The 23,396-nt window shown below is 49.7% G+C and carries 28 protein-coding genes; 9 read left to right on the forward strand and 19 right to left on the reverse strand.

From position 1 onward, the window contains the following. Entirely contained in the window at positions 1-708 is a 708-nt protein-coding gene (trmB, locus tag WH45_RS03115; protein ID WP_046212971.1) for a tRNA (guanosine(46)-N7)-methyltransferase TrmB, read from the reverse strand. A gap of 523 nt (positions 709-1,231) precedes the next feature. Here trmB and WH45_RS03120 point away from each other — a divergent pair. From WH45_RS03120 to WH45_RS03140, 5 genes are all read left to right on the forward strand, one after another. Then, entirely contained in the window at positions 1,232-2,188 is a 957-nt protein-coding gene (locus tag WH45_RS03120) for a tRNA modification radical SAM protein MnmL/YtqA (RefSeq protein ID WP_046212972.1), read from the forward strand. A gap of 1 nt (position 2,189) precedes the next feature. Then, entirely contained in the window at positions 2,190-2,786 is a 597-nt protein-coding gene (locus WH45_RS03125; RefSeq protein WP_046212973.1) for a tRNA 5-(aminomethyl)-2-thiouridylate-methyltransferase MnmM, read from the forward strand. Between the two features lie 110 nt (positions 2,787-2,896). Then, positions 2,897-3,286 carry a VOC family protein gene (locus tag WH45_RS03130; protein ID WP_046212974.1) on the forward strand — a complete coding sequence of 130 codons (390 nt, stop codon included), beginning with the start codon at positions 2,897-2,899 and terminating at the stop codon, positions 3,284-3,286. Between the two features lie 104 nt (positions 3,287-3,390). After that, positions 3,391-4,359 (forward strand): type I phosphomannose isomerase catalytic subunit, encoded by a 969-nt coding sequence (locus tag WH45_RS03135; RefSeq protein WP_046212975.1) that lies wholly within the window; start codon positions 3,391-3,393, stop codon positions 4,357-4,359. A gap of 116 nt (positions 4,360-4,475) precedes the next feature. Then, positions 4,476-5,411 (forward strand): alpha/beta hydrolase, encoded by a 936-nt coding sequence (locus tag WH45_RS03140; RefSeq protein ID WP_046212976.1) that lies wholly within the window; start codon positions 4,476-4,478, stop codon positions 5,409-5,411. Between the two features lie 71 nt (positions 5,412-5,482). On the opposite strand, the gene WH45_RS03145 is transcribed toward WH45_RS03140, so the two are convergent. The 10 genes from WH45_RS03145 to WH45_RS03185 all read right to left on the reverse strand — a co-directional run bounded on the left by WH45_RS03145 (position 5,483) and on the right by WH45_RS03185 (position 11,360). Beyond that, positions 5,483-6,121 (reverse strand): LysE family translocator, encoded by a 639-nt coding sequence (locus WH45_RS03145; RefSeq protein ID WP_046212977.1) that lies wholly within the window; start codon positions 6,119-6,121, stop codon positions 5,483-5,485. A gap of 54 nt (positions 6,122-6,175) precedes the next feature. Continuing rightward, positions 6,176-6,397, reverse strand: coding sequence for a tautomerase family protein (locus WH45_RS03150; RefSeq protein ID WP_046212978.1), 222 nt, complete (start codon positions 6,395-6,397; stop codon positions 6,176-6,178). Positions 6,398-6,512: 115 nt separating this feature from the next. Then, complete coding sequence (locus WH45_RS03155) at positions 6,513-6,962, reverse strand: GNAT family N-acetyltransferase (protein WP_046212979.1); 450 nt, start codon at positions 6,960-6,962, stop codon at positions 6,513-6,515. A gap of 34 nt (positions 6,963-6,996) precedes the next feature. After that, entirely contained in the window at positions 6,997-7,284 is a 288-nt protein-coding gene (locus WH45_RS03160; protein WP_046212980.1) for an antibiotic biosynthesis monooxygenase family protein, read from the reverse strand. A 294-nt stretch (positions 7,285-7,578) separates the two neighbouring features. Then, positions 7,579-8,313 carry a Bax inhibitor-1/YccA family protein gene (locus WH45_RS03165; protein WP_046212981.1) on the reverse strand — a complete coding sequence of 245 codons (735 nt, stop codon included), beginning with the start codon at positions 8,311-8,313 and terminating at the stop codon, positions 7,579-7,581. 453 nt (positions 8,314-8,766) lie between these two features. After that, a complete protein-coding gene (msrA, locus tag WH45_RS03170) occupies positions 8,767-9,294 on the reverse strand; it encodes a peptide-methionine (S)-S-oxide reductase MsrA (protein ID WP_046213280.1) in 528 nt (175 codons plus the stop codon). A 178-nt stretch (positions 9,295-9,472) separates the two neighbouring features. Continuing rightward, positions 9,473-10,132 carry a DUF2238 domain-containing protein gene (locus tag WH45_RS03175; protein ID WP_046212982.1) on the reverse strand — a complete coding sequence of 220 codons (660 nt, stop codon included), beginning with the start codon at positions 10,130-10,132 and terminating at the stop codon, positions 9,473-9,475. Positions 10,133-10,299: 167 nt separating this feature from the next. Then, positions 10,300-10,425, reverse strand: coding sequence for a hypothetical protein (locus WH45_RS24065; protein WP_257790511.1), 126 nt, complete (start codon positions 10,423-10,425; stop codon positions 10,300-10,302). A 226-nt stretch (positions 10,426-10,651) separates the two neighbouring features. Beyond that, positions 10,652-11,125, reverse strand: a complete 474-nt coding sequence (locus WH45_RS03180; protein ID WP_046212983.1) for a GNAT family N-acetyltransferase — start codon at positions 11,123-11,125, stop codon at positions 10,652-10,654. Between the two features lie 55 nt (positions 11,126-11,180). Beyond that, entirely contained in the window at positions 11,181-11,360 is a 180-nt protein-coding gene (locus WH45_RS03185; RefSeq protein ID WP_046212984.1) for a hypothetical protein, read from the reverse strand. Positions 11,361-11,563: 203 nt separating this feature from the next. Here WH45_RS03185 and WH45_RS03190 point away from each other — a divergent pair, with 203 nt between their 5' ends. Together WH45_RS03190 and WH45_RS03195 are read left to right on the forward strand one after the other, a co-directional pair. Further along, positions 11,564-12,841, forward strand: coding sequence for a cytochrome P450 (locus WH45_RS03190; RefSeq protein ID WP_046212985.1), 1,278 nt, complete (start codon positions 11,564-11,566; stop codon positions 12,839-12,841). Positions 12,842-12,919: 78 nt separating this feature from the next. Then, positions 12,920-13,474: a hypothetical protein gene (locus WH45_RS03195; RefSeq protein WP_046212986.1), complete on the forward strand. Its 555-nt coding sequence runs from the start codon at positions 12,920-12,922 to the stop codon at positions 13,472-13,474. A gap of 104 nt (positions 13,475-13,578) precedes the next feature. Here WH45_RS03195 and WH45_RS03200 read toward each other — a convergent pair whose 3' ends face one another. The 3 genes from WH45_RS03200 to WH45_RS03210 all read right to left on the reverse strand — a co-directional run bounded on the left by WH45_RS03200 (position 13,579) and on the right by WH45_RS03210 (position 15,327). Beyond that, positions 13,579-14,055: a DinB family protein gene (locus WH45_RS03200; protein ID WP_052723598.1), complete on the reverse strand. Its 477-nt coding sequence runs from the start codon at positions 14,053-14,055 to the stop codon at positions 13,579-13,581. 171 nt (positions 14,056-14,226) lie between these two features. Further along, positions 14,227-14,886: a nitroreductase gene (locus WH45_RS03205; protein WP_046212987.1), complete on the reverse strand. Its 660-nt coding sequence runs from the start codon at positions 14,884-14,886 to the stop codon at positions 14,227-14,229. Positions 14,887-15,102: 216 nt separating this feature from the next. Further along, a complete protein-coding gene (locus tag WH45_RS03210) occupies positions 15,103-15,327 on the reverse strand; it encodes a DUF7716 domain-containing protein (RefSeq protein ID WP_046212988.1) in 225 nt (74 codons plus the stop codon). A 330-nt stretch (positions 15,328-15,657) separates the two neighbouring features. Here WH45_RS03210 and WH45_RS03215 point away from each other — a divergent pair, with 330 nt between their 5' ends. Together WH45_RS03215 and WH45_RS03220 are read left to right on the forward strand one after the other, a co-directional pair. Continuing rightward, on the forward strand, positions 15,658-16,572 hold the full coding sequence (locus tag WH45_RS03215) for a methyl-accepting chemotaxis protein (protein WP_046212989.1): 915 nt from the start codon (positions 15,658-15,660) through the stop codon (positions 16,570-16,572). A gap of 339 nt (positions 16,573-16,911) precedes the next feature. Further along, entirely contained in the window at positions 16,912-18,375 is a 1,464-nt protein-coding gene (locus tag WH45_RS03220) for a glycoside hydrolase family 32 protein (RefSeq protein WP_046212990.1), read from the forward strand. A 111-nt stretch (positions 18,376-18,486) separates the two neighbouring features. On the opposite strand, the gene WH45_RS03225 is transcribed toward WH45_RS03220, so the two are convergent. From WH45_RS03225 to WH45_RS03245, 5 genes are all read right to left on the reverse strand, one after another. Continuing rightward, complete coding sequence (locus WH45_RS03225; protein ID WP_082096512.1) at positions 18,487-19,218, reverse strand: HD domain-containing protein; 732 nt, start codon at positions 19,216-19,218, stop codon at positions 18,487-18,489. A 2-nt stretch (positions 19,219-19,220) separates the two neighbouring features. Further along, positions 19,221-19,514 (reverse strand): hypothetical protein, encoded by a 294-nt coding sequence (locus WH45_RS03230; protein WP_052723599.1) that lies wholly within the window; start codon positions 19,512-19,514, stop codon positions 19,221-19,223. A gap of 137 nt (positions 19,515-19,651) precedes the next feature. Then, entirely contained in the window at positions 19,652-20,446 is a 795-nt protein-coding gene (locus WH45_RS03235) for a PP2C family serine/threonine-protein phosphatase (protein WP_046212991.1), read from the reverse strand. A 227-nt stretch (positions 20,447-20,673) separates the two neighbouring features. Then, entirely contained in the window at positions 20,674-22,443 is a 1,770-nt protein-coding gene (locus WH45_RS03240; RefSeq protein ID WP_046212992.1) for a B12-binding domain-containing radical SAM protein, read from the reverse strand. Positions 22,444-22,563: 120 nt separating this feature from the next. After that, positions 22,564-23,316 (reverse strand): thioesterase II family protein, encoded by a 753-nt coding sequence (locus WH45_RS03245; protein ID WP_046212993.1) that lies wholly within the window; start codon positions 23,314-23,316, stop codon positions 22,564-22,566. Between the last annotated feature and the right edge of the window lie 80 nt (positions 23,317-23,396).

Below are 23,396 nucleotides of genomic sequence, written 5' to 3' on the forward strand. Positions count from 1 at the left end.
TCAATATTTGTCCAGACGGGACTTCTGGTATTCCTGCAGGGCATCCTGCCCTACCAGTACTTCGCAGCGGTGGATGCGCATCCCTTTACCCATAAATTTGGATTCATATTCGGTCATGACATGTTCTTCATTAATGCCATCGCGATGCAGATTCAGACTGATATTGGTCATCTGCAGTCCGTAATCGGCAAAGGAATTGATCGAGAACTCGAACAATGTCTCCGAATCGGTCTTGAAATGAATCTGCCCCTGCGTATTCAGCAGACGACAGTATTTCTCCAGAAAACGCGGATGCGTCAGACGACGGCGTCCGTGCTTTTTCTTTGGCCATGGATCACTGAAATTCAGATAGACGCGCTCGATCTCACCCGGTGCGAATATATCTTCAATATTCTCGATATTGGCCAGTGCCAGCTGAATCGTCGTTGGATCGCCCAGCTCCGCTTCGTTCCAGGCAATACGCGTTTTCTCTGCGGCACGACGTACCAGTTCATCATACATATCAAAGCCGATATAATTGACCTGCTGATTTTTGACACTCATCTGGCTGATAAAGCGTCCTTTACCCATTCCGAATTCCACATGGATCGGATAATCATTGTTAAAACGCTCACGCCATTTTCCTTTATAAGCTTCAGGGTTCAATACGACAAGGTCCTGCTGCTGCTCCAGATCCTCGCGAATCCCTTTTCTACCTCTTAAACGCATCTTTGTCCTCCGATTTGAATAATTCTCATCATTATTTCGTACGGAATTATTTTGACGAAGAAAACGGGAAATGTAAAGAGTTATCTGCTAAAAGGTATATAAAAGGAAAGAAGGATTTCCGCATCCTGCAAGCAGCACGTGGAAATCCTTCTTTCTATATTTGGAATTGGGGTCCAACAAATTTAAGCATTCATAGTCTACCCATTTTCTGTCGGAAAATCAAATCCATTTTCCCTAGTAGCCATGATGCAATTAAGAAATTAAGCTAGGTGCACCTATTATTAACCACTTTAAAGCGCTATGACACGCCTGTTATTTGTTTTTTTCAGCAGCTTTATTTCCTATCGAAAAACTTGGAAATACGACAGGCTGGCTATGGGCAGAATCACTGCGCCTCTTTGGAAGTTGAGCTATAGTAGAATGACCGCATTCCCTCCCCTCTGTTCATTTATTTTTGTTACAATAGGGATTATTGATTGGCGGAATAATCAGAATATGGATATACCATAAAGGAGCTTGTAGTATGGTTACTATAGAACAGACCGACTCTCCGATTCTCTGGGGAGATAAACGATTCCATACATGGAACACCGAGATGCGCGAGCAGTTCGGAACAAAAGTATTCAAAGTAATGCTGGATGCGGGATTCACCTGTCCTAACCGGGATGGCACGATTGCCAAGGGCGGCTGTACGTTTTGCAGTGCGCGCGGTTCGGGTGACTTTGCCGGCAGACGCAGGGATGATCTGGTCACCCAGTTCAATACCATTCGTGAGCGGCAGCACCAAAAATGGCCGAATGCCAAGTATATCGGCTATTTCCAGGCATATACCAATACGTATGCACCGGTAGAAGAGCTGCGCGAATATTACGAAGTCATTCTCGAACAGCCCGGTGTGGTCGGTCTCGCGATCGCCACACGTCCCGACTGTCTGCCCGACGATGTGGTCGATTATCTGGCTGAACTGAATGAACGGACTTATCTATGGGTGGAAATGGGACTGCAGACGATCCATGAGTCCACTTCCACGCTTATCAACCGGGCTCACGATACGGCGTGCTATGAAGAAGCGGTCGCCAAGCTGCGGGCACGCGGCATTCGCGTGTGTGCCCATATTATCTACGGGCTGCCCCAGGAATCGCATGAGATGATGCTGGACACCGGGCGAGCTGTAGCCAATATGGATGTACAAGGGATCAAGATCCATCTGTTGCATCTGATGCGCAAGACGCCAATGGTCAAGCAGTATGAAGCGGGACTGCTGCGGTTTCTGAACCAGGATGAATATATTAAATTGATCGTTGATACGCTGGAGTTCCTGCCGCCGGATATGATCGTTCACCGATTGACCGGCGATGCACCGCGTGATCTGCTAATTGGTCCGATGTGGAGTCTTAACAAATGGGAAGTGCTGAACTCGATCGACAAAGAACTCCGGCAGCGTGATACGTGGCAGGGCAAGTACTGGAGGGGGCGCTAAGATGGGATTTTTGTCTGTTCTCAGTTATGCCCATAAGCTGGCTGCCGAACGGCTGGGCAGCCTGGGTGGTCCACAAGCAATAGCTGTCGATGCTACAGCCGGTACAGGTGCAGATACGCTGATGCTGGCACAGGCGGCAGGCGCAGGCGGGCAGGTGTACAGCTTTGATATTCAGCAGCAGGCGCTGGACCGTACCTCGGAGCGGCTCGGCAAGTATGAATATCCGGACAGATTAGCCCGGACCGAACTGGTGCTGGACAGTCATGACCGAATGAAGGAACATATCCCTGCCGAGCTGCACGGGCGACTGCAGGCCGTTATGTTCAATCTGGGTTATCTGCCAGCCGGCGATACCTCGGTTATCACCCGCCCGGAATCGACACTGCCGGCGCTGACAGCTGCGCTGGAGCTGCTGGACGTACGCGGTGTACTGACTATTGTATTATATCCCGGCCATGCTGGCGGCGCGGAAGAAGCCGAGGCTGTGCAGCAGTGGGCCTCTTCCCTGCCTACTACTGCGGCACAGTGCATCATCTATCGACAGCTGCAGCGCAGCGATGCACCTTATCTGATTGCTATTGAAAAAAAGCAATTATAATAGATCCTATGAGCAGGCTCTATAACCTGTTGAACCAAGGCGGCTCATTATAGGAATCAGAAACCGATCCTATTCCCCTTTCCAAATAAACTTGAGGAGATGAAAACACTATGGCAGTACGCAAATTGGAACATGTAGGCATTATGGTGACTTCTATCGAAAAATCGATTGCTTTTTACGAGCAGGTAATCGGGCTTCAGCACCTGGAGACAAATGGTCATGTGGATGATTCGATCCGGCTGGCATTTCTTGCCTTTCCCGGTCACAGCGAGACGGAAGTGGAACTGGTGCAGGGCTATACCGGTGCATTGACCGAGGAAGGCCGTGTGCATCATATCGCTTTTACCGTTGATAATATCGAAGAGGAATATACACGTATCCATGGACTGAATCTCTCCAATCTGGATCAGCAGATTACGACTTTACCGAACGGAAGCCGATATTTCTTTTTCAGCGGCCCGGATGGGGAGCGTCTGGAATTTTTCCAGTCTGCACGTTAAGATGGATAGAGCCCCGGGCTTTACATCTGATATTGTCTGTGGATAGGACAACGATACATACGGGGTGAACGCTAACTATATGACCATGTGGAGGAGAGAGATTAATGACGAAGCCATACCCACTGCAATTTCAACCCGAATTCAAGGAACGCGTATGGGGAGGTAGAGCGCTGGAACAGTTCGGCTGGGAGATTCCCGAAGGAGCGATTGGTGAAGGCTGGATGATCGCGGATCATCCGAACGGTACTACATCGGTAATCGGAGGCGAGCTGGACGGCAAGAGCCTGGATCAGCTTCGTGAGACGCTGGGCCGTGACTGGTTCGGTACACGCGGTGTATCCGAGACCAACGGACGCTTTCCCCTGCTGATCAAACTGCTGGACTGCAATGATGATCTGTCGGTGCAGGTTCATCCGACCGATGATTATGAAGGACTGCCAGCCGGCGAACTGGGCAAAACGGAAATGTGGTATGTACTGGATGCCAAACCGGGCGCCAAAATTATCTACGGACTCAAAGAAGGCGTAACCCGCGAATCCCTGGCGGAAGCGATCCGCAACAATCAGATTATGGATGAACTGCAGGAAGTTCCGGTGGAAGCCGGCGACACCTTCTATATTCCGGCAGGTACGGTACATGCACTGTGCGCCGGTGTGCTGGTCGCCGAGATTCAGCAGAACTCCGATACGACGTACCGTCTGTATGACTACGATCGTCCGGGGCTGGATGGCAAGCCGCGTGAGCTGCATATTGAAGATTCCCTTAACGTGATTGCTTACGAAGGTGCCGGTGCCACCACGATGAAGACCGATGGACTGTCTGCAGGACAATGGCTCACTCTGGCAACCTCTCCTTACTTTATTGTAGAAAAAGGAATTGTTGACGGTGCCTGGAGTCTGTCTACCACACCAGAGAGCTTCACCATTCTCGTCGTAGCCAATGGCGAAGGTTCCATCACATGGAGCGACGGCAGTGCACCGCTCAAAGGCGGACAATGCTTCCTGCTTCCTGCCAACCTCGGTGATTACACACTGGATGGCAGCTGCACGATTATCCGCTCCTATCTGCCTTAATCCGTCATTCTCTTGAGCATTGCGCTGACTTAATATTTTTGATCTCATTAACCTGTACCAGTGGGATATTCGCTCTGGTACAGGTTATATTTATGGATGGAAAGGAGCTGAAGGCCATGCAGGAACGTACTTTTCGTATGACAGATGAGGAAGGTATTCATGTGCACATCTATGAATGGCTGCCTGACGAGCAGCCGATACAGGGCATTGTGCAAATCTCGCACGGTATGGCGGAGACCGCAAGACGTTATCAGCGGCTGGCCCGGTCTCTCACCTCCCACGGATATGCTGTCTATGCCAATGATCACCGCGGGCATGGTCTGACAGCGGCGACACCGGAGGATATTGGTGATCCCGGTGAAGATGGCTTTTACTGGATGGAAGAGGATCTGGCTATGCTGTCGCGCTGGATTCATGAGCGCTACACTGCACTGCCGCTGTATATGCTCGGGCACAGCATGGGGTCCTTTATCGTCCAGAAATTGATGTATGAGCATCCCGAACTGTATGACGGATTCATCTTGTCCGGCACCAATGGTCCGCGTGGTCTGCTGCAGGCTGGTGCAAGGCTGGCCCTGCTGCAGAGTCGGCTGCATGGACCGATGCATCGCAGTATGCTCCTGAATGCACTCGTATTCGGTCCATTTAACCGCGGACTGCCTCGTCCACGTAAAACCCGGTTTGACTGGCTTTCCCGTGATCCCGAGGAAGTCGCACTGTTCATCAATGACCCTTACTGTGCGCAGCTCGCCAGCGTGCGTTTTTATGTTCATTTCTTCCAGCTGCTGATCGAGATTCATCAGCCTGCCCATATGCAGCGAATTCCAAAGGACAAACCTGTCTATCTGTTCAGTGGCGACCGCGATCCGGTAGGAGGCTATGGAAAGGGTGTACGCAAATTATATGAGCAGTATCAACGTCTGCAGCTCGGCGATGTGGAAATGAAGCTGTATCCGGATGCCAGGCACGAGACGCTCAATGATACGAACCGCGAGGAAGTGACCGCCGATATTCTGGACTGGCTTGGCCGCCACTGTCTCACAGCCAAATAGCCAGCAGACCGTTTTGATTCTGGTCTGCTGGCTATTTTAATGTATATTATTTCTCTGTCTCTGAAATGAAATCAGGAAGATACGTGCCGTGATGTACGCAGCAGATTCAGTCCAAGCAGAACGAAAATGCCACCGGTGATCTTGTTCAGATAGCGGGATACCCGGCTGGATTGCAGCCGATCCGACATTTTGCTGGAGAACAGTACGAGCAGAATGCACCATAACAATCCGGTCGCGCTGAATGTGAGCCCGAGCAGCAGAAACGGAATGGGTCCCATCCCCTGTGATGGACTGACAAACTGAGGGATAAAGGCCAGATAAAACAGCGCTACCTTGGGATTCAGCACATTGGTCAGCATGCCCTGCAGATAGATTTTGCGAAGCGGACGCTGCTCCACCTGCTTGAGCATCGTTCCCTCTTCCTTCCGTGCCATCAGCGCACGAATGCCCATCCAGATCAGATAACCTGCACCGATCCATTTGACCAGATTAAAGGCAAGTGCCGACTGCATGAGGATCAGGGACAATCCCAGACCGGCCAGCAGCGTATGTACCAGTGAGCCGCTGACAATGCCGTAGACGGACATCAGTCCCGCCTGTCTGCCCTGGAACATGCTGCGGCTCAGAATATAGATCGTATCGCTACCTGGTGTAATATTCAGCAGAATACTCGACAACACAAACAACCAGTAATGTTCAATGCCCCACATCTCTCGATTTCCTCCCTATCCATTGTAATGCTGTCTATGTCCATTCGATACGGTCTATTTCTGTTCGTCCGGTTCCTCTTCAGCGGAAGTATTCAGATAAGGCAGCAGTTCGCCATGCTTGCCGTAATTCTGCGGCGCCAGATCTTCAAAAAAGATAAAGATTTTCTCTTTTTCCACTTCGAACACATCGGATACCAGCTCCGACATTTTTTGTACCAGTTCACGCTTCTGCTCGGTCGTCTTGCCTTCGAGTACTTTGACAGTGATAAATGGCATTTTTCTTCACCCTTTCCGGAATAGTCATCTGATAATGAAATAGCATACCACGTATGAATCAAGGAAAACATATTTGGGAGGGAATATTCTGATGAATCCTCATCCGTAGGAGGTGCTAGAGCAGCAGCTTTTTCTCATAACAAAGACTGCTCTCATCATCCACATAAATGCCAAATCGCTCAATCTGTCCATAGCCGTGACGCTGGTAAAAAGCGATGGCTTCCGGCTGGGCAGCCCCGGTCTCCAGACGAATCGCCCGAAAATGCTCCTGCTTCGCCTGCTTCTCCAGCGCCTGAAGCAGCTCGCCCGCTATTCCCTGGCGGCGGTGTGAAGGACGTACATAAAATCGTTTTAGCTCAGTGCTCTGTTGATCCAGCGCACGTATTGCTCCGCAGCCTACAGGCTGTCCTTCGGCAGTATAGGCGATCATAAAAGTGGCAGAGTCATCCGGCTGTAATCCATACACCGACTCTGACGGATAACATTCCAGCAGATAGGTATCCAGCTCCCGGATCAGCATATGCAGATCCGCCTGATCTGATTTTACGGGTGAAATGGTAATCATGAATACTCCCCCTCTGTGATAACTCTTATCCTTATCAAGCCAATTCGTAATGATGAACAACCGGAAACGGATCATAGTAGTGATGGAGCAGCTTTTTCCATTCCTGATAGGGCTCCGAGCCCCGGAATCCTTCGGTATGGTCTTCCAGTGTCTCCCAGCGGACGAGCAGTATGTATTGATTGTCGATCTCCAGACAGCGCTGCAGTTCATGCGACAGGTATCCTTTCATGCCGGCAATAATGGCGCTGGCTTCACCAAAGCTGGCTTCAAATGCGTCGGTATGTCCAGACTTGACGTTCAGTATGGCAACTTCCAGAATCATCGTGTAACCTCCTTCATCCAAATAGTGAACTGGCCTAGAAATGCTGCTATCGCTGTCATAACAGCAGCCAGGCGATTATGCTTGTATCATATATTGACGAATAAAAGGTACATCGTCAATCCCTGATTGTTGTCCGTATTGTTGGTCCCATTTATCCATAATTGATTTGGTCACAAAAAAACCTGTATTCCCGGCAGCCAAGCCTTTATTTCAAAAGGCACTCTACAGGAAGTACAGGTTTTTTATTACTTTATCACTTTAGCTATTTATTATTATATCTTGCCGGAGCAGTAATTAATCCCGGCTGGCCAGTTTGCTGAGCAGTCTTAGAATCTCCACATACATCCAGATGACGGTTACCATCAATCCGAATGCGCCGTACCATTCCATATACTTGGGCGCACCGGCCTGAGCGGAATCCTCAATCGTCCGGAAATCGAGCAGCAGATTGGCAGCTGCCACGATGACGACAAATACGCTGATTCCGATACCGATCCAGCCGGTATCATGAATATAAGGTACACTCATGCCAAAGAAACCCAGTACGAAATTAATCAGATACACAAAAGCAATCGCCAGCGTACAGAGCATAATGCCCATCGCCAACCCTGGCGTTACACGCACAATACGCGTCGCATACAGCAGCAGCATAAAGAACAGAATCCCTACCGTAATCAGCACCGCATTGAGTGCAATACCGGGATATACCATCTCGACCATGGCTGACAATCCGCCCAGTGCAAGACCATTTACGATTACATACAGCGGCGCAGTGACTGGAGCGATTTTGGGAAAGAATACGGTTGGCAGTGCAATCACGAGGCTGCCGATCATGCCGACGATCATGTAAGTACGGACGTCTTCGCCCTTGTTAAATAAGTACCATGTGTACGCAGCGGACAGAATCAGCAGAACGGTCAATACGAGCGCTTTGCCTGCGGCGCCTGCAATCGTCATGGACTCCCTCTGATCATAATCTCCCGCTTCCGAGAATGTCCTGCTGTTAAATACCGGATTTTTCAAAGCCATACCATCATCTCTTTTCTTCGATTATGAATAAATTACATCCTTTATTATTAACGGCATTTCTGTCTGAAAATTGAATAACTGCCTGCTAACCGGCTCTGATGATGCTATAACAAACCAGCCTGACGAATCAGCTGCAGCAGCTGCCGATCATCCGAGGTGTACATATTCAGCAAAGTCTCATAAGGGTCTCCGGCAAGCGATAAATACGGAACGTTGTCTCGTATTGCCTACTGCCTCCAGTATAGATATGTATTATTTCCAGAACGGATACAGGAAACAAATAACGGTACAAGGTTCTGCCCCTGTCCGGCTTCCACCGGAGCATACAGAATGATCCTTATACCGTTATTTGGCTATCATCCATACTTGCTTATCAACTTGCTTTCCCTATGCTGCAGAGACTACCTCGTACACGCTCGGCAGCCTTTTGCATCGAACAACGGAGCTTATGCGTCAGCCCTGATTCTCCCAATGCTCATGGATGAACTCATCACGGCCGGACTTCTCGCGGTCTTCCTTGTAATGCTTGGTGTTCTTTTTATGGTAATCCTGATGATATTCTTCGGCCGGATAAAAGACATCGGCAGGCAGAATCTCGGTCACGACCGGCTTGTCGCCAAAACGGCCGCTTGCTCCCACTTCCGCTTTGGTCTTTTGCGCCAGTTCCTGCTGCTCATCATTATGATAGAAAATCGCTGTACGGTACTGTGATCCACGATCATGGAATTGTCCACCATCGTCTGTCGGATCAATCTGCGGCCAGTACAGTTCCAGCAGACGTTCATAAGGAAACAGTTCCGGGTCAAATGTAATCTCGACCACTTCATAATGACCGGTATTGCCGGTCTTGACCTGCTCATAGGTTGGGTTCTTGACGTGTCCGCCAGTATAACCGGATACGATACCATGAATGCCGGGCAATTCCTCAAATGGAGTGACCATGCACCAGAAGCATCCGCCAGCGAATGTTGCTTTTTGCAATTCTGCCATATTGATTTATCCTTTCAGCTGTAAATTGGGTAGTCTTCAAATGATAACTGCCTTGGGCCGGATCGTCTGCTCCAACTTCTCTGGACAGACGGGACTGCATCTGCAGCGTATTGAGGCTGGCTCCCTGTCATCTTCTCTATTATAACGTGTTGTCAGGAAATTGCCCGCCTCATTTTGGGATCGTCTGTGAATGCTCCAGCCGGCGCAGCTCCGCATTATGGTAGCGGCTGAGCAGCAGCAGGGCGATGACGGCGCCGCACAGCGCAAATGTCATATCCCACTGGGTATCCCATACATCACCCTGTGTACCGAGAAAAGCTTCGGCAGCCGTACCGGTAATGCCTGCCACTGCAAATTCGATCAGTTCATACGCTGCACTGATCGCCATGCAGACGGAGATCACGATCGTAACGAGCCATTTCCCCGGTCGCAGCGGTGACGTGCGCAGCAGCAGCTCCCTGACAATCATCGCCGGAACAAATCCTTGGATAAAATGCCCCAGCCGGTCATAATAGTTGCGCTCCAGATGCAGGCTGTCCTGCAGCCAGTTGAACAAGGGCATCTCTGCGTAGGTATAATGCCCACCGATCATCAGAATGATCATGTGCAGTGCGATCAGACTGTAGACGAGACCGGTCAGCTGGAATCGGCGGTAGGTAATCAGCAGAACAGCGCCACCAATGATCGCCGGGAATACTTCCAGTATCCAGGTAAACCAGTCATGCGGATATACCGCTGACCAGATCAGCACGCCTGCCACGATGACCAGCAGCAGGAGGTGCAGCTTTTGTTCCCGCCGCTGCTTCTTTCCTGTACGTAATCTGTTCATTTCCGAGACTTCTCCTTTGGCATATAGAGTTCGAAAAAATCTGTTATGTAGGTGTAATGTGTCTGGTGGTGCCATTGTAACATACTATAGAACAAACAAAAGCCGCAAATCCAGGCATGGCCTGCGGATCTGCAGCTGATTCGGCATTTATTATATGTCTGTAATGATCAATCTTCTTCTCTGGGGATGTAGACGACAAAACCGCTGTCTTCACAATACACGTCACCGAACTGATAAATTCCGCTTCGGCTGACGAACAGCCATTCCAATACTTTTTGAATGGTTTGCAGCATGAGAGTCCCTCCCGTAAATTCAATAAAACCTTAACGGTTTAAGCACATTTTACGGGGGTGATTCCTTTGTGTCAATCACTATTTTTGTAAAAATATGTTAAGACAACTATCGTTATATTAACTGTGTGTAAACGTAGTAATCCGAATGCCGTAATGTCTTACGCCATAAGGGCTCACACGTATAAACCTTACGATGGAAAATGATGAAAATAATAACTTCCAATTATTAATTGAGCTCTTTCTCGTATATAATAACTTCCATATTATCCCTGGTAATCGAATGCTTGATATATTGGAAATTCTGGCGTTTCCAGAACGCGTGGGCAGGCTCATTTTCCAGATTGACGGCCAGGCGAAATGCTTCCACTCCCTGGTCGATCAGACGCTGTTCAAACGCCTGAAAAGCCTGCTGTCCCCATCGCTGCCCCTGATACTGCCGGTCGATCATGAACAGACCGAGCCACGGATAACCATCATTCGGATTCAGCGACAGGTATTCCACGATGCCGATCGGCTGATCATTCCTGCAGATCACATATCGCTCTGCTCCCAGTTCCACCGTCTCTGCAACCTCCTGCCGGATCTCCTCTGCGGTGAGCTGTTCCCTGCCTTTGATAATACGATTATAAAACGGATTGGAATTAATGATCGACAGTTCGACTTCCAACAGCTCAGATGATGTCTTCACAAATGTGATCATATTCTCCTCCTTGGCCTCTTTAATTATGTAAGTTTTTTTCTAAATAACTGTATATTTAGAGCCTGTTCTTTTTCTCATCCAGGTAAATATCCAATGCCCGGATCGCACGGCGCAGCACCTTGATCAGCAGAAATAAAATGTAGATGACAACTACGAATAAAATCGTACATACAATAAGCCATAATACAGGCAGTATAGTCCACAAGCCTACATCTCCTACAGCTGTCTCTGTCATTATTCTCCCTCTTTCCCTATCGATTCTGCAGAATGCATAATTCACCAATTCGGCAGTTGTCACTAAATTTTACCATACCGTTGTTAGTTGCGGGTAGATCAGAGGTAATAACTTCAAGAATAGAGTCATCCGCAGACAAGCTGTTCTGCCGAAATGGATTGCAGATTGTTCCTATCACTTTTTTACAAAGGAGTCGACTTACCATGACCAATAACAAAGACAAAGCTATTCCACACGACCACACGATCGAAGGCGGTATCGGACTGTTGTCGGAAGGATATGAATTTGCCATGCATCGCCGTCAGGAATTCAAATCGAATATTTTCCAGACCCGGATGCTGGGGCAGAAAGCGATCTGTATCGGCGGCAAAGAAGGCGCAGAACTATTTTACAATGAAGAGCTGCTGCAGCGCGGAGGTGCCATCCCCAAGCGTATCCAGAAATCGTTGTTCGGTGAAAAAGGGGTTCAGACGCTTGATGGACAGGCTCATATGCATCGCAAAAAGCTGTTCATGTCGCTCATGTCCCCGGAGCGGCTGAGTGAAATTCAAGAATTAGTGAGGCAGCAATGGGAAGCCGCCGCGCTCAAATGGCAGAGTACCGATCAACTGGTTCTCTTCGATGAAGCCCAGCAGGTCTTGTGCCGGGCCGCCTGCCAGTGGGCCGGTGTGCCTCTGCAGGAAAGTGATGTGAAGCAGGTCGCAGATGATCTCGGCGATATGGTGGAGTCATTCGGAGCGGTCGGCATGCGTCATCGCCGGGGCAGACAGGCACGCCGCCGGACCGAACAGTGGATCGGCAATCTGATACAGCAGATCCGCGAAGGTAAGCTGGAAGCTCCGGAACAGACGGCTGCCCATGCAATGTCCTGGCACCGCGACCTGGAGGGCAATCTGCTGGATCTCAAGGTCGCAGCTGTCGAACTGATCAATATCATCCGTCCGATTGTGGCGATTGGCCGCTATGTCGTGTTCAGTGCTGTTGCGCTGCACCATTATCCGGAAGCCCGGGAGAAGCTGGTACAGTCGCTGCAGTCCGGTGATCATACCTACAGCCAGTGGTTTGTCCAGGAAGTACGCCGATTCTATCCGTTCACCCCAATTCTCGGTGCCCAGGTACGCAAGGATTTTACCTGGAAAGACCATCCGTTCGAAGAAGGAACCATGGTCATCCTGGATGTGTATGGCACGACTCATGACGAGCAGCTGTGGCAACAGCCTGATGCGTTCCGGCCGGAGCGATTTGAACACTGGGGAGGCAGTCCGTTCGATCTGATTCCGCAGGGCGGCGGCGATCATTACCGGAATCATCGCTGTGCCGGAGAATGGCTGACGATTGATGTGATGCGGGTCAGCCTAGAATTCCTGACCACTCATATCCGCTATGATGTGCCTGAGCAGGATCTGACGATTGACCTGTCCCGGATGCCAGCAATTCCAGAGAGCCGGTTCATTATGAGCCATGTTCAGATGCAAAACTAAGCGGGATAGGACGGCACGCACGATTACGGTAAAATGGGGTAATAGGATGCATAACCCATTGTTCAGGAGGAATCTACGATGCCGCATGATACACAGCATGTCTCTTATGGATATGAACCACCGGTCGAGAAATTCAGAGGTACGCTGATCTTCTACGACTCGTTCGAGAACACGACGGATGAGGAGCTGGCAGAAGCTGCGGCGATTGCCGACCGGATGCATTTTGACCGGCTGGTGCTCTATCCGCTGCATGAACAGACCGTCAAGCGCATGTCCAAAGCGCCGGTCTCACCTTTTTACAAGCGTGAAGATCGGCTGCATGAATGGAGACGCGACACCGGACGCAAGGATATCATTATTGAGAACTGGGAAGGCAAACGCAAAAAATACACACCGATCGAAGCCGCCCTGCGCACGCTGATCGATCATTATGCCTCTCCCTACTTTCTCCTGATGACACCGGAAATGGCCAATCTGTTCGCTTCCTTTTCCACTTTTGAAGAATGGATTGTCAAAGTCAGTCTCGTGCTGACCAAGCGACCATCCCATCTTCATCCCCGGCTGGAAAAATATGCTTCCCGCTGGCGGGTAGCCGGAGAGCAGCGTGACCAGGACAAGGAATCCCAGTCCTGACATTAGCGCCGCGATCCCAGTTTCTCTGGCAAATGCCGAACATATAGCGAATACCGACCGATAGGGCAGATATCCTGCTGATAGCAGAGCAGGATATCTGCCTTTTATTCCGGCAAAATCTCCTGCATCTGTTCGCTGCCCAGCATCTGCCGGAAATGGTGGATCATATGGGCAATATAATCCATCGCCAGCCATTTCAGCGTCATCTCCTGTCCGCTGCGGGTGATGCATGTCTTCTCAAAATCCTCAGCCGGAATCTGATTGAGCAGTGTCGCGATCTGCAGATTGCGTGTCATCCAGAGCAGGACCAGATCCTGCTGGTCATAGCTGTTCTGATAATCATTCAGCTCGACCCAGCGATCCTGATCATAATCGGTTAGCCGAACCGGTTCTTCCGACAATGCTACACTGACAAACCGGATATAGTTGTGTGAAGCCGAATCGCAGAGATGTCCGAGTGTCTCCTTTTGCGACCATTGACCGGCATGCGGCTTGGCGCTGAATTGGTCCGGTGGAACATCATTTAACTTTCCCTGAAAGTGGATAACCAGTTCCTGTAATCGGTGGCTGAGTGAATTCATATGCAGCACTCCTTGTTTGGGATTTGTGAACAGGATTCATCTTCTGAATTTAATTTTACCAAATTATAGCACACAACAAAAAGCTGTCCGCTATCTGCACGGACAGCTTCTTTTTACAGAAAGCGATAGAGTCATCTGCTGCCGGTTAAAACAATTGGCAGCTCACCATAATTAATGGCTGAAATGAATATTTTCTTCAAGCGTTACCCGCGAACTGGTCGGTCTGTTGTACGGATGTTCCTTGTCCTCGTAGCCCAGCATAATGCCGACTACAATCCGCTGATGTTCGGGAATACCAAGAACCTCGCGTAAAATATGCGGATAGGATACCGAGCTGGCTGCCGGTGTGGAACCCAATCCATGCTGCGCCGCAGCCAGCATCAGATTGCCGGCATAAATGCCTGCATCCAGTGTGGACCATTCCGTCAGATTTCGATCCAGACAAATGAATGCCGCCACCGGTGCATTAAAAAAGTAAAAGTTATTGCGCCAGTTGTCTTCACGCGCCTGCTGATCGCCACGCGCAATGCCACTCTGCTCAAACACTTTGGCATAGGCTGCATTCATGCGCTCCTGAAGATACTCCGGCCATACGGCAGGTCTCGGCATATCGGAATCATCGGCCGAAACCTTCTCGTCATACGCCTGCAGATTGGCTGCACGCAGCCGCTCCAGCGTCTCACCTGTTGCTACATGTACTTCCCACGGCTGGGAGTTGGCCCAGGAAGGTGCTTTCTGTGCATCTTCCAGCACACTTCGCAGTACCTCGTGAGGAACCGGCTGTGATGTATACTTGCGAACCGTTTTACGCTGTTCAAATAAATTACTCATGATAAATAATGCCTCCTCTGACTGTGTAGAAACGGATTGTGGACGGATGTCCGGAATAAGCATCCCACTCTGCCGATTCTGTCTTATTTAGTTACAATTAAATAGCAGCTTTTACTATTATACCTGATTATGTTGTGACGACAACTATTCAGCTCTCTATTATGATTGTTCTGTATCTCCAGCCTTGCTTGCAGATACTACATACGCTGCAGACCTCTATAGTTTGTAACAAGACGCCCGATCATAATCGAGAAACGCATCATATTCGTAGTGGTATTTTAGGGCCATAACGATCATCGTCAGCGATATCGGTTGGCCCGCCTGCTTAAGCACCTCGATAATATCTTTAAAGGTTGCCGATTCGGCCAGATGGCGGAATATGATCATATCCGGACGGGTTCTTCTGTGGTAATCTTCTTTACGATCTTTATACCTGCTCATATTGTTCCTCCTTTTCATCCAGAAATATGCCGGATCAAATAAGGCATCCCGACAAATCATTCAATTTCTGTCATTAACAACCTGTTAACTGAATAATTATGAATGTTTATGATTGAACATGATTGAACATGATTGATAATGGTGAAATTAATTTGTGGTCAATATAAAATGGGAAAACTTTTTGAATCATATACTACTTTTGGCCTAATAAATTGAGCTGTTTCATACGATAATAGGTATTATCCAGGTAATTCAATCACTTACTAACTCGATTAACTCTAGATGAAGAAACCTACTGAGAATGAATTTGGACGTGGAGGCAAAAGTACGATGACAACCAATAATCAAAACCCTACCGTAACCGATGCACTTGTAATCAAGGCCCTTCAGAACAATCTGGCTATTATCCGTTTTGACACCAATCGGCAGGTCGCTTATGTAAATGACATTTTTGCAGCTGCTATGGGTTATTCACCGTCTGCCATGATCGGCATGTGTCACAAGCAGTTTTGTTTTCCCGAATTCGCCAACAGTCCCGATTACGAGATAATGTGGAAAAACCTGCTTTCCGGGAAAAGTTACCAGGATAAAATCAAGCGCATGGACGCGAATGGCAATGCGATCTGGCTTGAAGCCACGTATATGCCTGTATTCAGTGAAGCAGGAAACAAAGTGATCAGCATTACCAAAATTGCAACCAATATTACCAAACGCCAGCTGAACATTACGAATGTCGTACAGGATATGCAAAAAATGGCCGATGAACTGAGCCAGCGCGCCGAGACCGGCATTCAGCGCAATCATGATCTGCTGTCCAGCATTAACAAAATTGCCAATGTCGCACTGGAAAATACGTCGACTCTCCACAATCTGCATCAGCAGGCGCATTCCATCCAGGGAGTCGTACAGACGATCCGTGAAATTTCCTCACAGACCCATCTGCTGGCGCTGAATGCAGCCATCGAGGCAGCCCATGCCGGTGAATTCGGACGCGGATTCGATGTCGTCGCCAAAGAAGTACGCAAATTATCCGGCATGGTCGAAAAGTCTATTATCGAAGTCAAAAACAGCGTCGACTCCATCACTGTGGAAATTAATAAAATCTCTGACGGAACTACAGGGGTGCAAAACAATGTAGAGCAAAGCCAGCAGCAGATCCAGGTCGCTCTGGATGAATTCTCCACAATCGCTTCCTCTGCCCAGCAGCTGGATAACCAGGCACGCAAAGTATCCAATATTATCTAAGTCATAACAGGCAGGGTTATCCCTTCCTGCACCGTATCTGCTGCATTCATTTTCATATTAGCAGCATGGAGCCATCATCCAATCGGTTGGTTATTTGCTGATTGATTGGTTCCTTGCCCAACGTCCGCCGCTCGGCATCGCAAGATATTGTGATACTGATCGGCTATTTTTTTGCAATTTTTCTACCTTTAACGATATGAAGGGATAGAACATCTCGCTTGAATTGTATAAAATAGGAAATAGAAGCAGTCATCCCTCCTTCACTGCTCGACATTGAAAACGTTATCATAATGAAGTGGTAATCCGAAACAGCCAAATTACTGCAAAGGTGGTCATACGATGGAATCCTCATTTCTCAAAAGCTACAGACCGCATCTGCACTTCGCACCCCAGCAAAACTGGATTAATGATCCGAATGGACTTGTTTATTTTGAAGGTGAATATCACCTGTTCTTTCAGCATCATCCGCATTCTACCGTCTGGGGACCGATGCACTGGGGGCATGCCGTCAGTACGGATCTGATTCACTGGGAAGAACTGGACATTGCACTCTACCCGGATGAACACGGCACGATCTTCTCGGGCAGCGTCGTGATTGACTGGAATAATACATCCGGTCTGTTCCCGGATGAACCAGGCATGGTAGCTATCTACACCAGTCATCTGGATACGGCCGATTCACCGAATGTGGATGCTCCCTATGTACAGTCCCAGTGTATCGCCTACAGCCATGACCGCGGCCGCACATGGACCAAGTATGAGCATAACCCCGTGCTGCGCAGTACCGACAAAATGGACTTTCGCGACCCCAAAGTGTTCTGGTATCGGCCCAAAGGCTACTGGGTAATGGCGCTGGCGACAGGGCAGAGCATCTCCTTTTATACTTCGTCCAATCTGCTGGACTGGAAATTGGTCAGTGAATTTGGTGCCGGAATGGGCTGTCACGAAGGCGTATGGGAATGCCCGGATCTGTTCCGTCTGCCGGTGGAAGGCACCGAAGCCAGCAAATGGGTGCTGCTCGTGAGCATCGGGGACAGCCCGGAGCTGTATCACGGCTCCCGTACACAGTATTTTACCGGTTCCTTTGACGGACGGCAGTTTATGCCGGATCACTCGAAGATCCAGTGGCTGGATTATGGGCGGGACAATTATGCCGGAGTCAGCTTCTCGGATATTCCCCAGTCGGATGGCCGCCGGATCTATATGGCCTGGATGAACAACTGGCGGTATGCCCATCAGCTGCCAACCGGCAGCTGGCGTGGGTCCATGACGCTGCCGCGTGTGCTCTCGCTGCGCTCGATCAAGGACAAAATGGTACTGTGCCAGCGTCCGGTAGCCGAGCTGGACAGCAGCTTTACTTCCAAAACCAAACTACGAAGCCTGTCCATCACGAGCGGCCAGACGTATGAAGTGGATCTGCCGGCGAGCATCGCAGATATCAATCTGCATCTGCAGCATGATGGTATTGAAGAGTTCGGCATCATTATCCATCATACGCCAGACCAGCAGACCAGTGTGTCCTACAATTCCAGCAGCGAGCTGCTGAGCGTTAAGCGCCAGCTGAGCGAGGAAACGGAATATGCGCCTATGTTCAACCGTCCGCAGCAGATTCATATCCCGGCGAGCAGTCATTTCGGACTGCGAATTATTCTGGATACTTCGTCGGTTGAAGTGTTCGTCAATGATGGACTGTATTCGATTACCAGCCTCATTTTCCCGGACAAAGCCTGTGAGCGGATCTCCATCTATACACGGGGCGGAGATATTCGGCTGTATGACAGCTATATCGCAGCTGCACCGTAACGCTCCGGGTATATAGGCATTTGTATGGTTTACTGGTTATAGCCTGCCTTTCCATTGGGTAGTAGCAAACAAGGCAGCAGGGGAAAGGAATCACCCTGCTGCCTTGTTTTTTTACATGCCGTTCCATTCCCGGTAAAAACGGTTTACATATTCCTGCATATATTGATGACGCTCCTCGGCAATCTCTCGAGCGGCTGGCGTGTTGATCCGGTCCTTGAGCTTGAGCAGCTTCTCATGAAAATGATTGATCGCGGTGCTCTGGCCGTTGCGATATTCCTCAGCCGTCATCTGCTCCCGTACAGGTACTTCCGGGTCATACATCAGATCCCCCACATGTCCGGCATATACAAAGCAGCGTGCAATCGCAATCGCTCCAATCGCATCCAGACGATCCGCGTCCTGCACCACCTGTCCTTCGATCGTGCGCATCGGCGGATTGCTGCCGCCATTGTAGGACATATTGCTAATGATATCGAGAATATGTTCGCGATCGGTCGGCTCCAGTGGCTGGCTATCCAACCAGCCGTTCAGCCGCTGCATCCCGACTTCCTTGGATGGATTTAACTTTTCATCCGGAATATCATGCAGCAGCGCAGCCATCGTTGTGACGAATATATCCGCCTGCTCGGCCGCAGCCAGACGCCGGGTCATCTGGACGACCCGGTGAATATGCCACCAGTCATGACCGCTCGCCTCCCCGCTCATTTCCCTGCGGACAAAGGATTCCGTCTCATCCAACATCTGCTGTTTTCCCGGAGAAATCTTGGATTGGCTGTCCGTAAGCGGTTGCTGTGCAGGAATGGATTCTGTCTGGTCATGGGCAGGCTCTGTCGGTTGGTTCATCGTTAGTTCCTCTTTTCTGCTGTTGTATTTTTGGGGAGTGTGTCTGCTTTTGCAGAAGAAGAAGTCTGCGAACCCATGCTGTGTTCCACCTCTGCCATGACCAGATAGATGATACCCAGTACAGCGGCTGCCATGCTCCAATATAGCGGTGCCTGACCTACAACATGCAGTGCATCTTCAAAATGACCGGCCCATACATTCATTCCGCTGCCTATGATCGCGGCACTGATGTACCTGCCAATATACAATATGGCAGCAATCCCCAGCAAACCGATTCCTGTTCCGCGTCGATTCATATATTCCCTCCTCCCCGTATTATTCTCTATTGTTCATTCTGCCAAATCATATCACAATCTCCGTTCGTCTACTCCTCCTGTCGGCAACCAGCGGTAGAGTCTCTGACCGCTCTTCTGCCTATCTACATTCTGCGAATTTATTTCATATCCGAAGGAATCGCTGCTCCGTGGGGATTATCGACTTCCCAGCAGATCAGCGTCGCACTGTCATATGCCTGATGGGTATGCAGCCTGCTCAGGATATGATGCAGATTGTGGCTCATGCTGTTGTCATTGTACAACGCTTCATACAGATGAGCCGGAGAGTTGTAATATCCTTCGGCACCATCCAGTACACCGTCGGTCAGCATGACGATCACATTGCGCCCGCTTCTCAATTCCCTGCGGCCGGAGCTGTAACACGGCACTGGCTGATCAAATGTATTGACCCTGCCGATCCACTCATAAAACTGCCGCTGATTGAGCATATATTGATCCCATTCTGCCAGCTGTGGATGTAAAAGATAAGCCGTACAATCCCCTACCGAGAACCACCACAGATACTGATCCCGCTGATACAGGATCAGACAGGCTGTTTCTCCTTCAACATTCTGGCAAGCCTCCCGAAAATCCCTGCCTGCAAAAAGACCGCTGAAATAATGATCCAGCCGCTGGAACGTATCGCTGCTGTTCAGCACCCGATCCAATTCCTCCTGCTGACTGAGCAAATAATCAATGACCAGCGTCGCACTGTCGGCCGACTGGTGGGCATCCATCAGTACAGCCAGCTTCCAGTGCCCGGTCTCGCTCTGAATGATCATCAGCCCATCTTCGTTCTTATTCGCACCACTCAGCGTATGTCCACCATAACGTCCAATATGTATGCCTTTTTGTTCGGAGACAGAAATCTCATCCAGAAACATATACCTGCTGCCTACCCAGCTGTAACTCATCGCTGCTGCCTCCCTTTTTTGTCCAATCTGCGAAAATCACTGTAATGAATTCCTTTATTATTAACCTTATCCGACGTACGCACCACACGGTAACCGCAATCCTCCACTGGGGGATTATTGGTGTGCTTATTCGCATTCGGTTTAGTATCATGATAGCTGCATTTTCAGAAAAGTAAACAGACCGCGACATACCTGCCACGGTCTGCATCGACAATAATGCGCACTTCTTACATCGCGGCACTTTCCGGTGCAAGGGGAGCGACGAAGAATACCGGCTTTTGCTGCTCATTCTGCTGATAGGCGACCATTAACAGACTGCGTCCTTCCGCGCCGGTAATCGGCACGCCAACCAGCAGCTGATCGAGGCGAAACGGCAGTTCTTCCATCACCATATGCTTGTGCATTTCCTTGTCGCTGAGTCCCAGCTCCGCAAATTCCGGTGAGATCGTCTCCGGCTGCTTGACCGCACGCTGGATATGATGGTTAAGCCGGGTCTTGTCGACGGTCGGTTCCCACCAGATTTTGCGCGGCTTGTATTTATGATTGAGAAAGTAGTCCAGCTTCATCAGTCCGAGGATCACATCCATCCGTGCTGTCCCGCGATCTGTCAGGAACGATTGCAGCCGGATAAACAAATCTTCCAGCTGATGCCCGATCTTTTGCCAGCCCTGCGCTTCCCAGTAATTACCGAACTCCTGGAAAAAGTCGAACGGTGAGCTGAATTCATCCTTCATCAGATAATGCAGCGTATAATCCATCCGGTGAGCGTTCCAGTACTTTTCCAATACATCTTCCAGCCGTTTGAGCCGGACAATATCGTCAAAAGACAGCATATGACTGCTCAAAATCTCATACGGCGCCTGATCCATATACGTGTATTCATACTTGTCCGCATCGATTCGCAGGCCGGTGCCGCGCAGCATTTTGAGGAAGCCCAGTTGCAGCTCTTCCGGTCCAAGTGCAAATACATCGTTGAACGTTTTGCGGAATGTATTGTAATCTTCCATCGGCAGCCCGGCGATCAGATCGAGATGCTGGTCGATTTTGCCGGACTCTCTAATCTTGGTAACGGTACGGCTCAGTTTGGTAAAGTTCTGCCGGCGCTTAACCAGTTCATTGGTCGGATCGTTGGTCGACTGCACGCCAATCTCGAAGCGGAACACACCCGGCGGCGCATGCTCGGCCAGATAATCCAGCACTTCCGGACGCATAATATCGGCGGTAATCTCAAACTGGAACGTACAGCCGTTATGATTGTCAATCAGAAACCGGAACATTTCCAGTGCATAGTCACGCTTGATATTAAAAGTACGATCCACGAATTTGATCAGCTTGGCGCCATTTGCAATCAGATACAGAATATCGCTCTTGGTTCGCTCAATATCAAAATACCGTACTCCCACCTCAATACTCGACAGACAGAACTGACAGCTGAATGGACAACCCCGGCTCGTCTCAAAATACACGACCCGCTTTGACAAATCCGGGATATCCTCCACAAACCGGTGCGGACTCGGCAGCGCGTTTAGATCCTGCTTTGGACGACCCGGCATGACGATAACTTCTTCACCTTTGCGGTAGGCGACTCCATAAATAAAGTGGTACTTGCCTGCTCCTTCGATCTCCTGGAGAAGATGGTGGAACGTCTCCTCCCCTTCCCCGATCACGATAAAATCCACATTATGCAACCGGTTCATCCAGTATTCGGTATCATAGGACACTTCCGGTCCGCCGAGAACGATACGAACTTCCGGCAGCACTTTTTTGAGCACATCGATGACCTTGATCGTCTCTTCGATATTCCAGATATAACAGGAAAATCCGATCACATCCGGACGACGCTGGTACAGATCGGACACGATGTTCATCACCGGGTCCTTGATCGTGTATTCGGCCAGGTCGATGTCAAAGTCTTTTTCGCTGTAGGCTTTGAGACAGCGGATCGCCAGGGACGTGTGAATGTATTTGGCATTCAGGGTGGACAGTACGACTTTCATGGGATCGCTCCTTTCAGTGTGCGTAGGCGTTGGCAGACTTCTCTTTTCTCCGCTCCGTGCGTGTGCCTGTCTATGAAGCAGACGTAAGGAATGTAATACCGTACGAGCCGATATGGAACATTAATATACGCTGCTGTTGCGGTTGTTGATTATGGTAGTGAATGTGTTGTTGACGTCCTGGATGACCTGGTCGGCGCAGGTGTTGATGAAGAAGTGGCCATCTGGATAGGTGAAATAATCACAGGAGACTGCAGAGTATGCGCTCCAGCTATGGATGTCTTCTGTGGTCATATTATCCTGTTCTCCGGTCATGACGAAGATGGGCAGCGGAAGTGGTGGGTACTGTCCGTCATATCGATAGTCTTCCACCAGACGGAAATCGGCCCGCAGGATCGGCAGGAACAGCTGCAGCAGCTCCTCATGCTCCAGTACGGCGTCCGGCAGTCCGCCGAGTGTGCGGACTTTTTCCATAAATTGATCATCCGGTAGGGAACCCCACTGGTGATCCCGACTAATATGCGGCGGCACCCGGCCTGCGAAGAAGCTGCAGATTGGATAGCGACCGGTCTCCCGGTGCACTTTATGTATCATTTCAAAAGCCAGCATGCTGCCCATGCTGTGTCCCACAAAAGCAAACTCCCGGTCGTCTTGCAGATGATCTCTCATATCCTTCCAGGCACTCTCAATCACCGCGTCCATTTGCTCCAGCAGCGGTTCGCTCATCCGGCTTCCATGACCGGGCAGCTCTATCGGAATCAGTTCGACGTCGGGATGCAGCTGCTTTCTCCAGCTGTTAAATATATTGCTGCTGCCGCCGGCATAGGCAAAGGCGAACAATCTGATTTTGCGTGCATTCGAATGGCTGTATAACATGAAATATCGTTCCTCTCTTCAGTGAAATTGAATACAGGGTGATGCTTTGTTTGCTTTTCCTATAGCGGCTTGAGATAATA

The sequence above is a fragment of the Paenibacillus wulumuqiensis genome (assembly GCF_000971965.1).
Classification (GTDB): Bacteria; Bacillota; Bacilli; order Paenibacillales; family Paenibacillaceae; genus Saccharibacillus; species Saccharibacillus wulumuqiensis.

What these genes read in the sequence shown, in the direction of transcription:
- WH45_RS03185 (WP_046212984.1), bottom strand. Translation starts at nt 11,360, where the DNA reads ATGACAGAGACAGCTGTAGGAGATGTAGGCTTGTGGACTATACTGCCT.
- WH45_RS03140 (WP_046212976.1), top strand. Translation starts at nt 4,476, where the DNA reads ATGCAGGAACGTACTTTTCGTATGACAGATGAGGAAGGTATTCATGTG.
- WH45_RS03175 (WP_046212982.1), bottom strand. Translation starts at nt 10,132, where the DNA reads ATGAACAGATTACGTACAGGAAAGAAGCAGCGGCGGGAACAAAAGCTG.
- WH45_RS03195 (WP_046212986.1), top strand. Translation starts at nt 12,920, where the DNA reads ATGCCGCATGATACACAGCATGTCTCTTATGGATATGAACCACCGGTC.
- WH45_RS03120 (WP_046212972.1), top strand. Translation starts at nt 1,232, where the DNA reads ATGGTTACTATAGAACAGACCGACTCTCCGATTCTCTGGGGAGATAAA.
- WH45_RS03150 (WP_046212978.1), bottom strand. Translation starts at nt 6,397, where the DNA reads ATGCCATTTATCACTGTCAAAGTACTCGAAGGCAAGACGACCGAGCAG.
- WH45_RS03210 (WP_046212988.1), bottom strand. Translation starts at nt 15,327, where the DNA reads ATGAGCAGGTATAAAGATCGTAAAGAAGATTACCACAGAAGAACCCGT.
- WH45_RS03160 (WP_046212980.1), bottom strand. Translation starts at nt 7,284, where the DNA reads ATGATTCTGGAAGTTGCCATACTGAACGTCAAGTCTGGACATACCGAC.
- WH45_RS03225 (WP_082096512.1), bottom strand. Translation starts at nt 19,218, where the DNA reads ATGAACCAACCGACAGAGCCTGCCCATGACCAGACAGAATCCATTCCT.
- WH45_RS03180 (WP_046212983.1), bottom strand. Translation starts at nt 11,125, where the DNA reads ATGATCACATTTGTGAAGACATCATCTGAGCTGTTGGAAGTCGAACTG.
- WH45_RS03235 (WP_046212991.1), bottom strand. Translation starts at nt 20,446, where the DNA reads ATGAGTTACAGCTGGGTAGGCAGCAGGTATATGTTTCTGGATGAGATT.
- WH45_RS03125 (WP_046212973.1), top strand. Translation starts at nt 2,190, where the DNA reads ATGGGATTTTTGTCTGTTCTCAGTTATGCCCATAAGCTGGCTGCCGAA.
- trmB (WP_046212971.1), bottom strand. Translation starts at nt 708, where the DNA reads ATGCGTTTAAGAGGTAGAAAAGGGATTCGCGAGGATCTGGAGCAGCAG.
- WH45_RS03215 (WP_046212989.1), top strand. Translation starts at nt 15,658, where the DNA reads ATGACAACCAATAATCAAAACCCTACCGTAACCGATGCACTTGTAATC.
- WH45_RS03200 (WP_052723598.1), bottom strand. Translation starts at nt 14,055, where the DNA reads ATGAATTCACTCAGCCACCGATTACAGGAACTGGTTATCCACTTTCAG.
- WH45_RS24065 (WP_257790511.1), bottom strand. Translation starts at nt 10,425, where the DNA reads ATGCTGCAAACCATTCAAAAAGTATTGGAATGGCTGTTCGTCAGCCGA.
- WH45_RS03230 (WP_052723599.1), bottom strand. Translation starts at nt 19,514, where the DNA reads ATGAATCGACGCGGAACAGGAATCGGTTTGCTGGGGATTGCTGCCATA.
- WH45_RS03190 (WP_046212985.1), top strand. Translation starts at nt 11,564, where the DNA reads ATGACCAATAACAAAGACAAAGCTATTCCACACGACCACACGATCGAA.
- WH45_RS03130 (WP_046212974.1), top strand. Translation starts at nt 2,897, where the DNA reads ATGGCAGTACGCAAATTGGAACATGTAGGCATTATGGTGACTTCTATC.
- WH45_RS03245 (WP_046212993.1), bottom strand. Translation starts at nt 23,316, where the DNA reads ATGTTATACAGCCATTCGAATGCACGCAAAATCAGATTGTTCGCCTTT.
- WH45_RS03145 (WP_046212977.1), bottom strand. Translation starts at nt 6,121, where the DNA reads ATGTGGGGCATTGAACATTACTGGTTGTTTGTGTTGTCGAGTATTCTG.
- WH45_RS03165 (WP_046212981.1), bottom strand. Translation starts at nt 8,313, where the DNA reads ATGGCTTTGAAAAATCCGGTATTTAACAGCAGGACATTCTCGGAAGCG.
- WH45_RS03135 (WP_046212975.1), top strand. Translation starts at nt 3,391, where the DNA reads ATGACGAAGCCATACCCACTGCAATTTCAACCCGAATTCAAGGAACGC.
- WH45_RS03205 (WP_046212987.1), bottom strand. Translation starts at nt 14,886, where the DNA reads ATGAGTAATTTATTTGAACAGCGTAAAACGGTTCGCAAGTATACATCA.
- WH45_RS03155 (WP_046212979.1), bottom strand. Translation starts at nt 6,962, where the DNA reads ATGATTACCATTTCACCCGTAAAATCAGATCAGGCGGATCTGCATATG.
- WH45_RS03220 (WP_046212990.1), top strand. Translation starts at nt 16,912, where the DNA reads ATGGAATCCTCATTTCTCAAAAGCTACAGACCGCATCTGCACTTCGCA.
- WH45_RS03240 (WP_046212992.1), bottom strand. Translation starts at nt 22,443, where the DNA reads ATGAAAGTCGTACTGTCCACCCTGAATGCCAAATACATTCACACGTCC.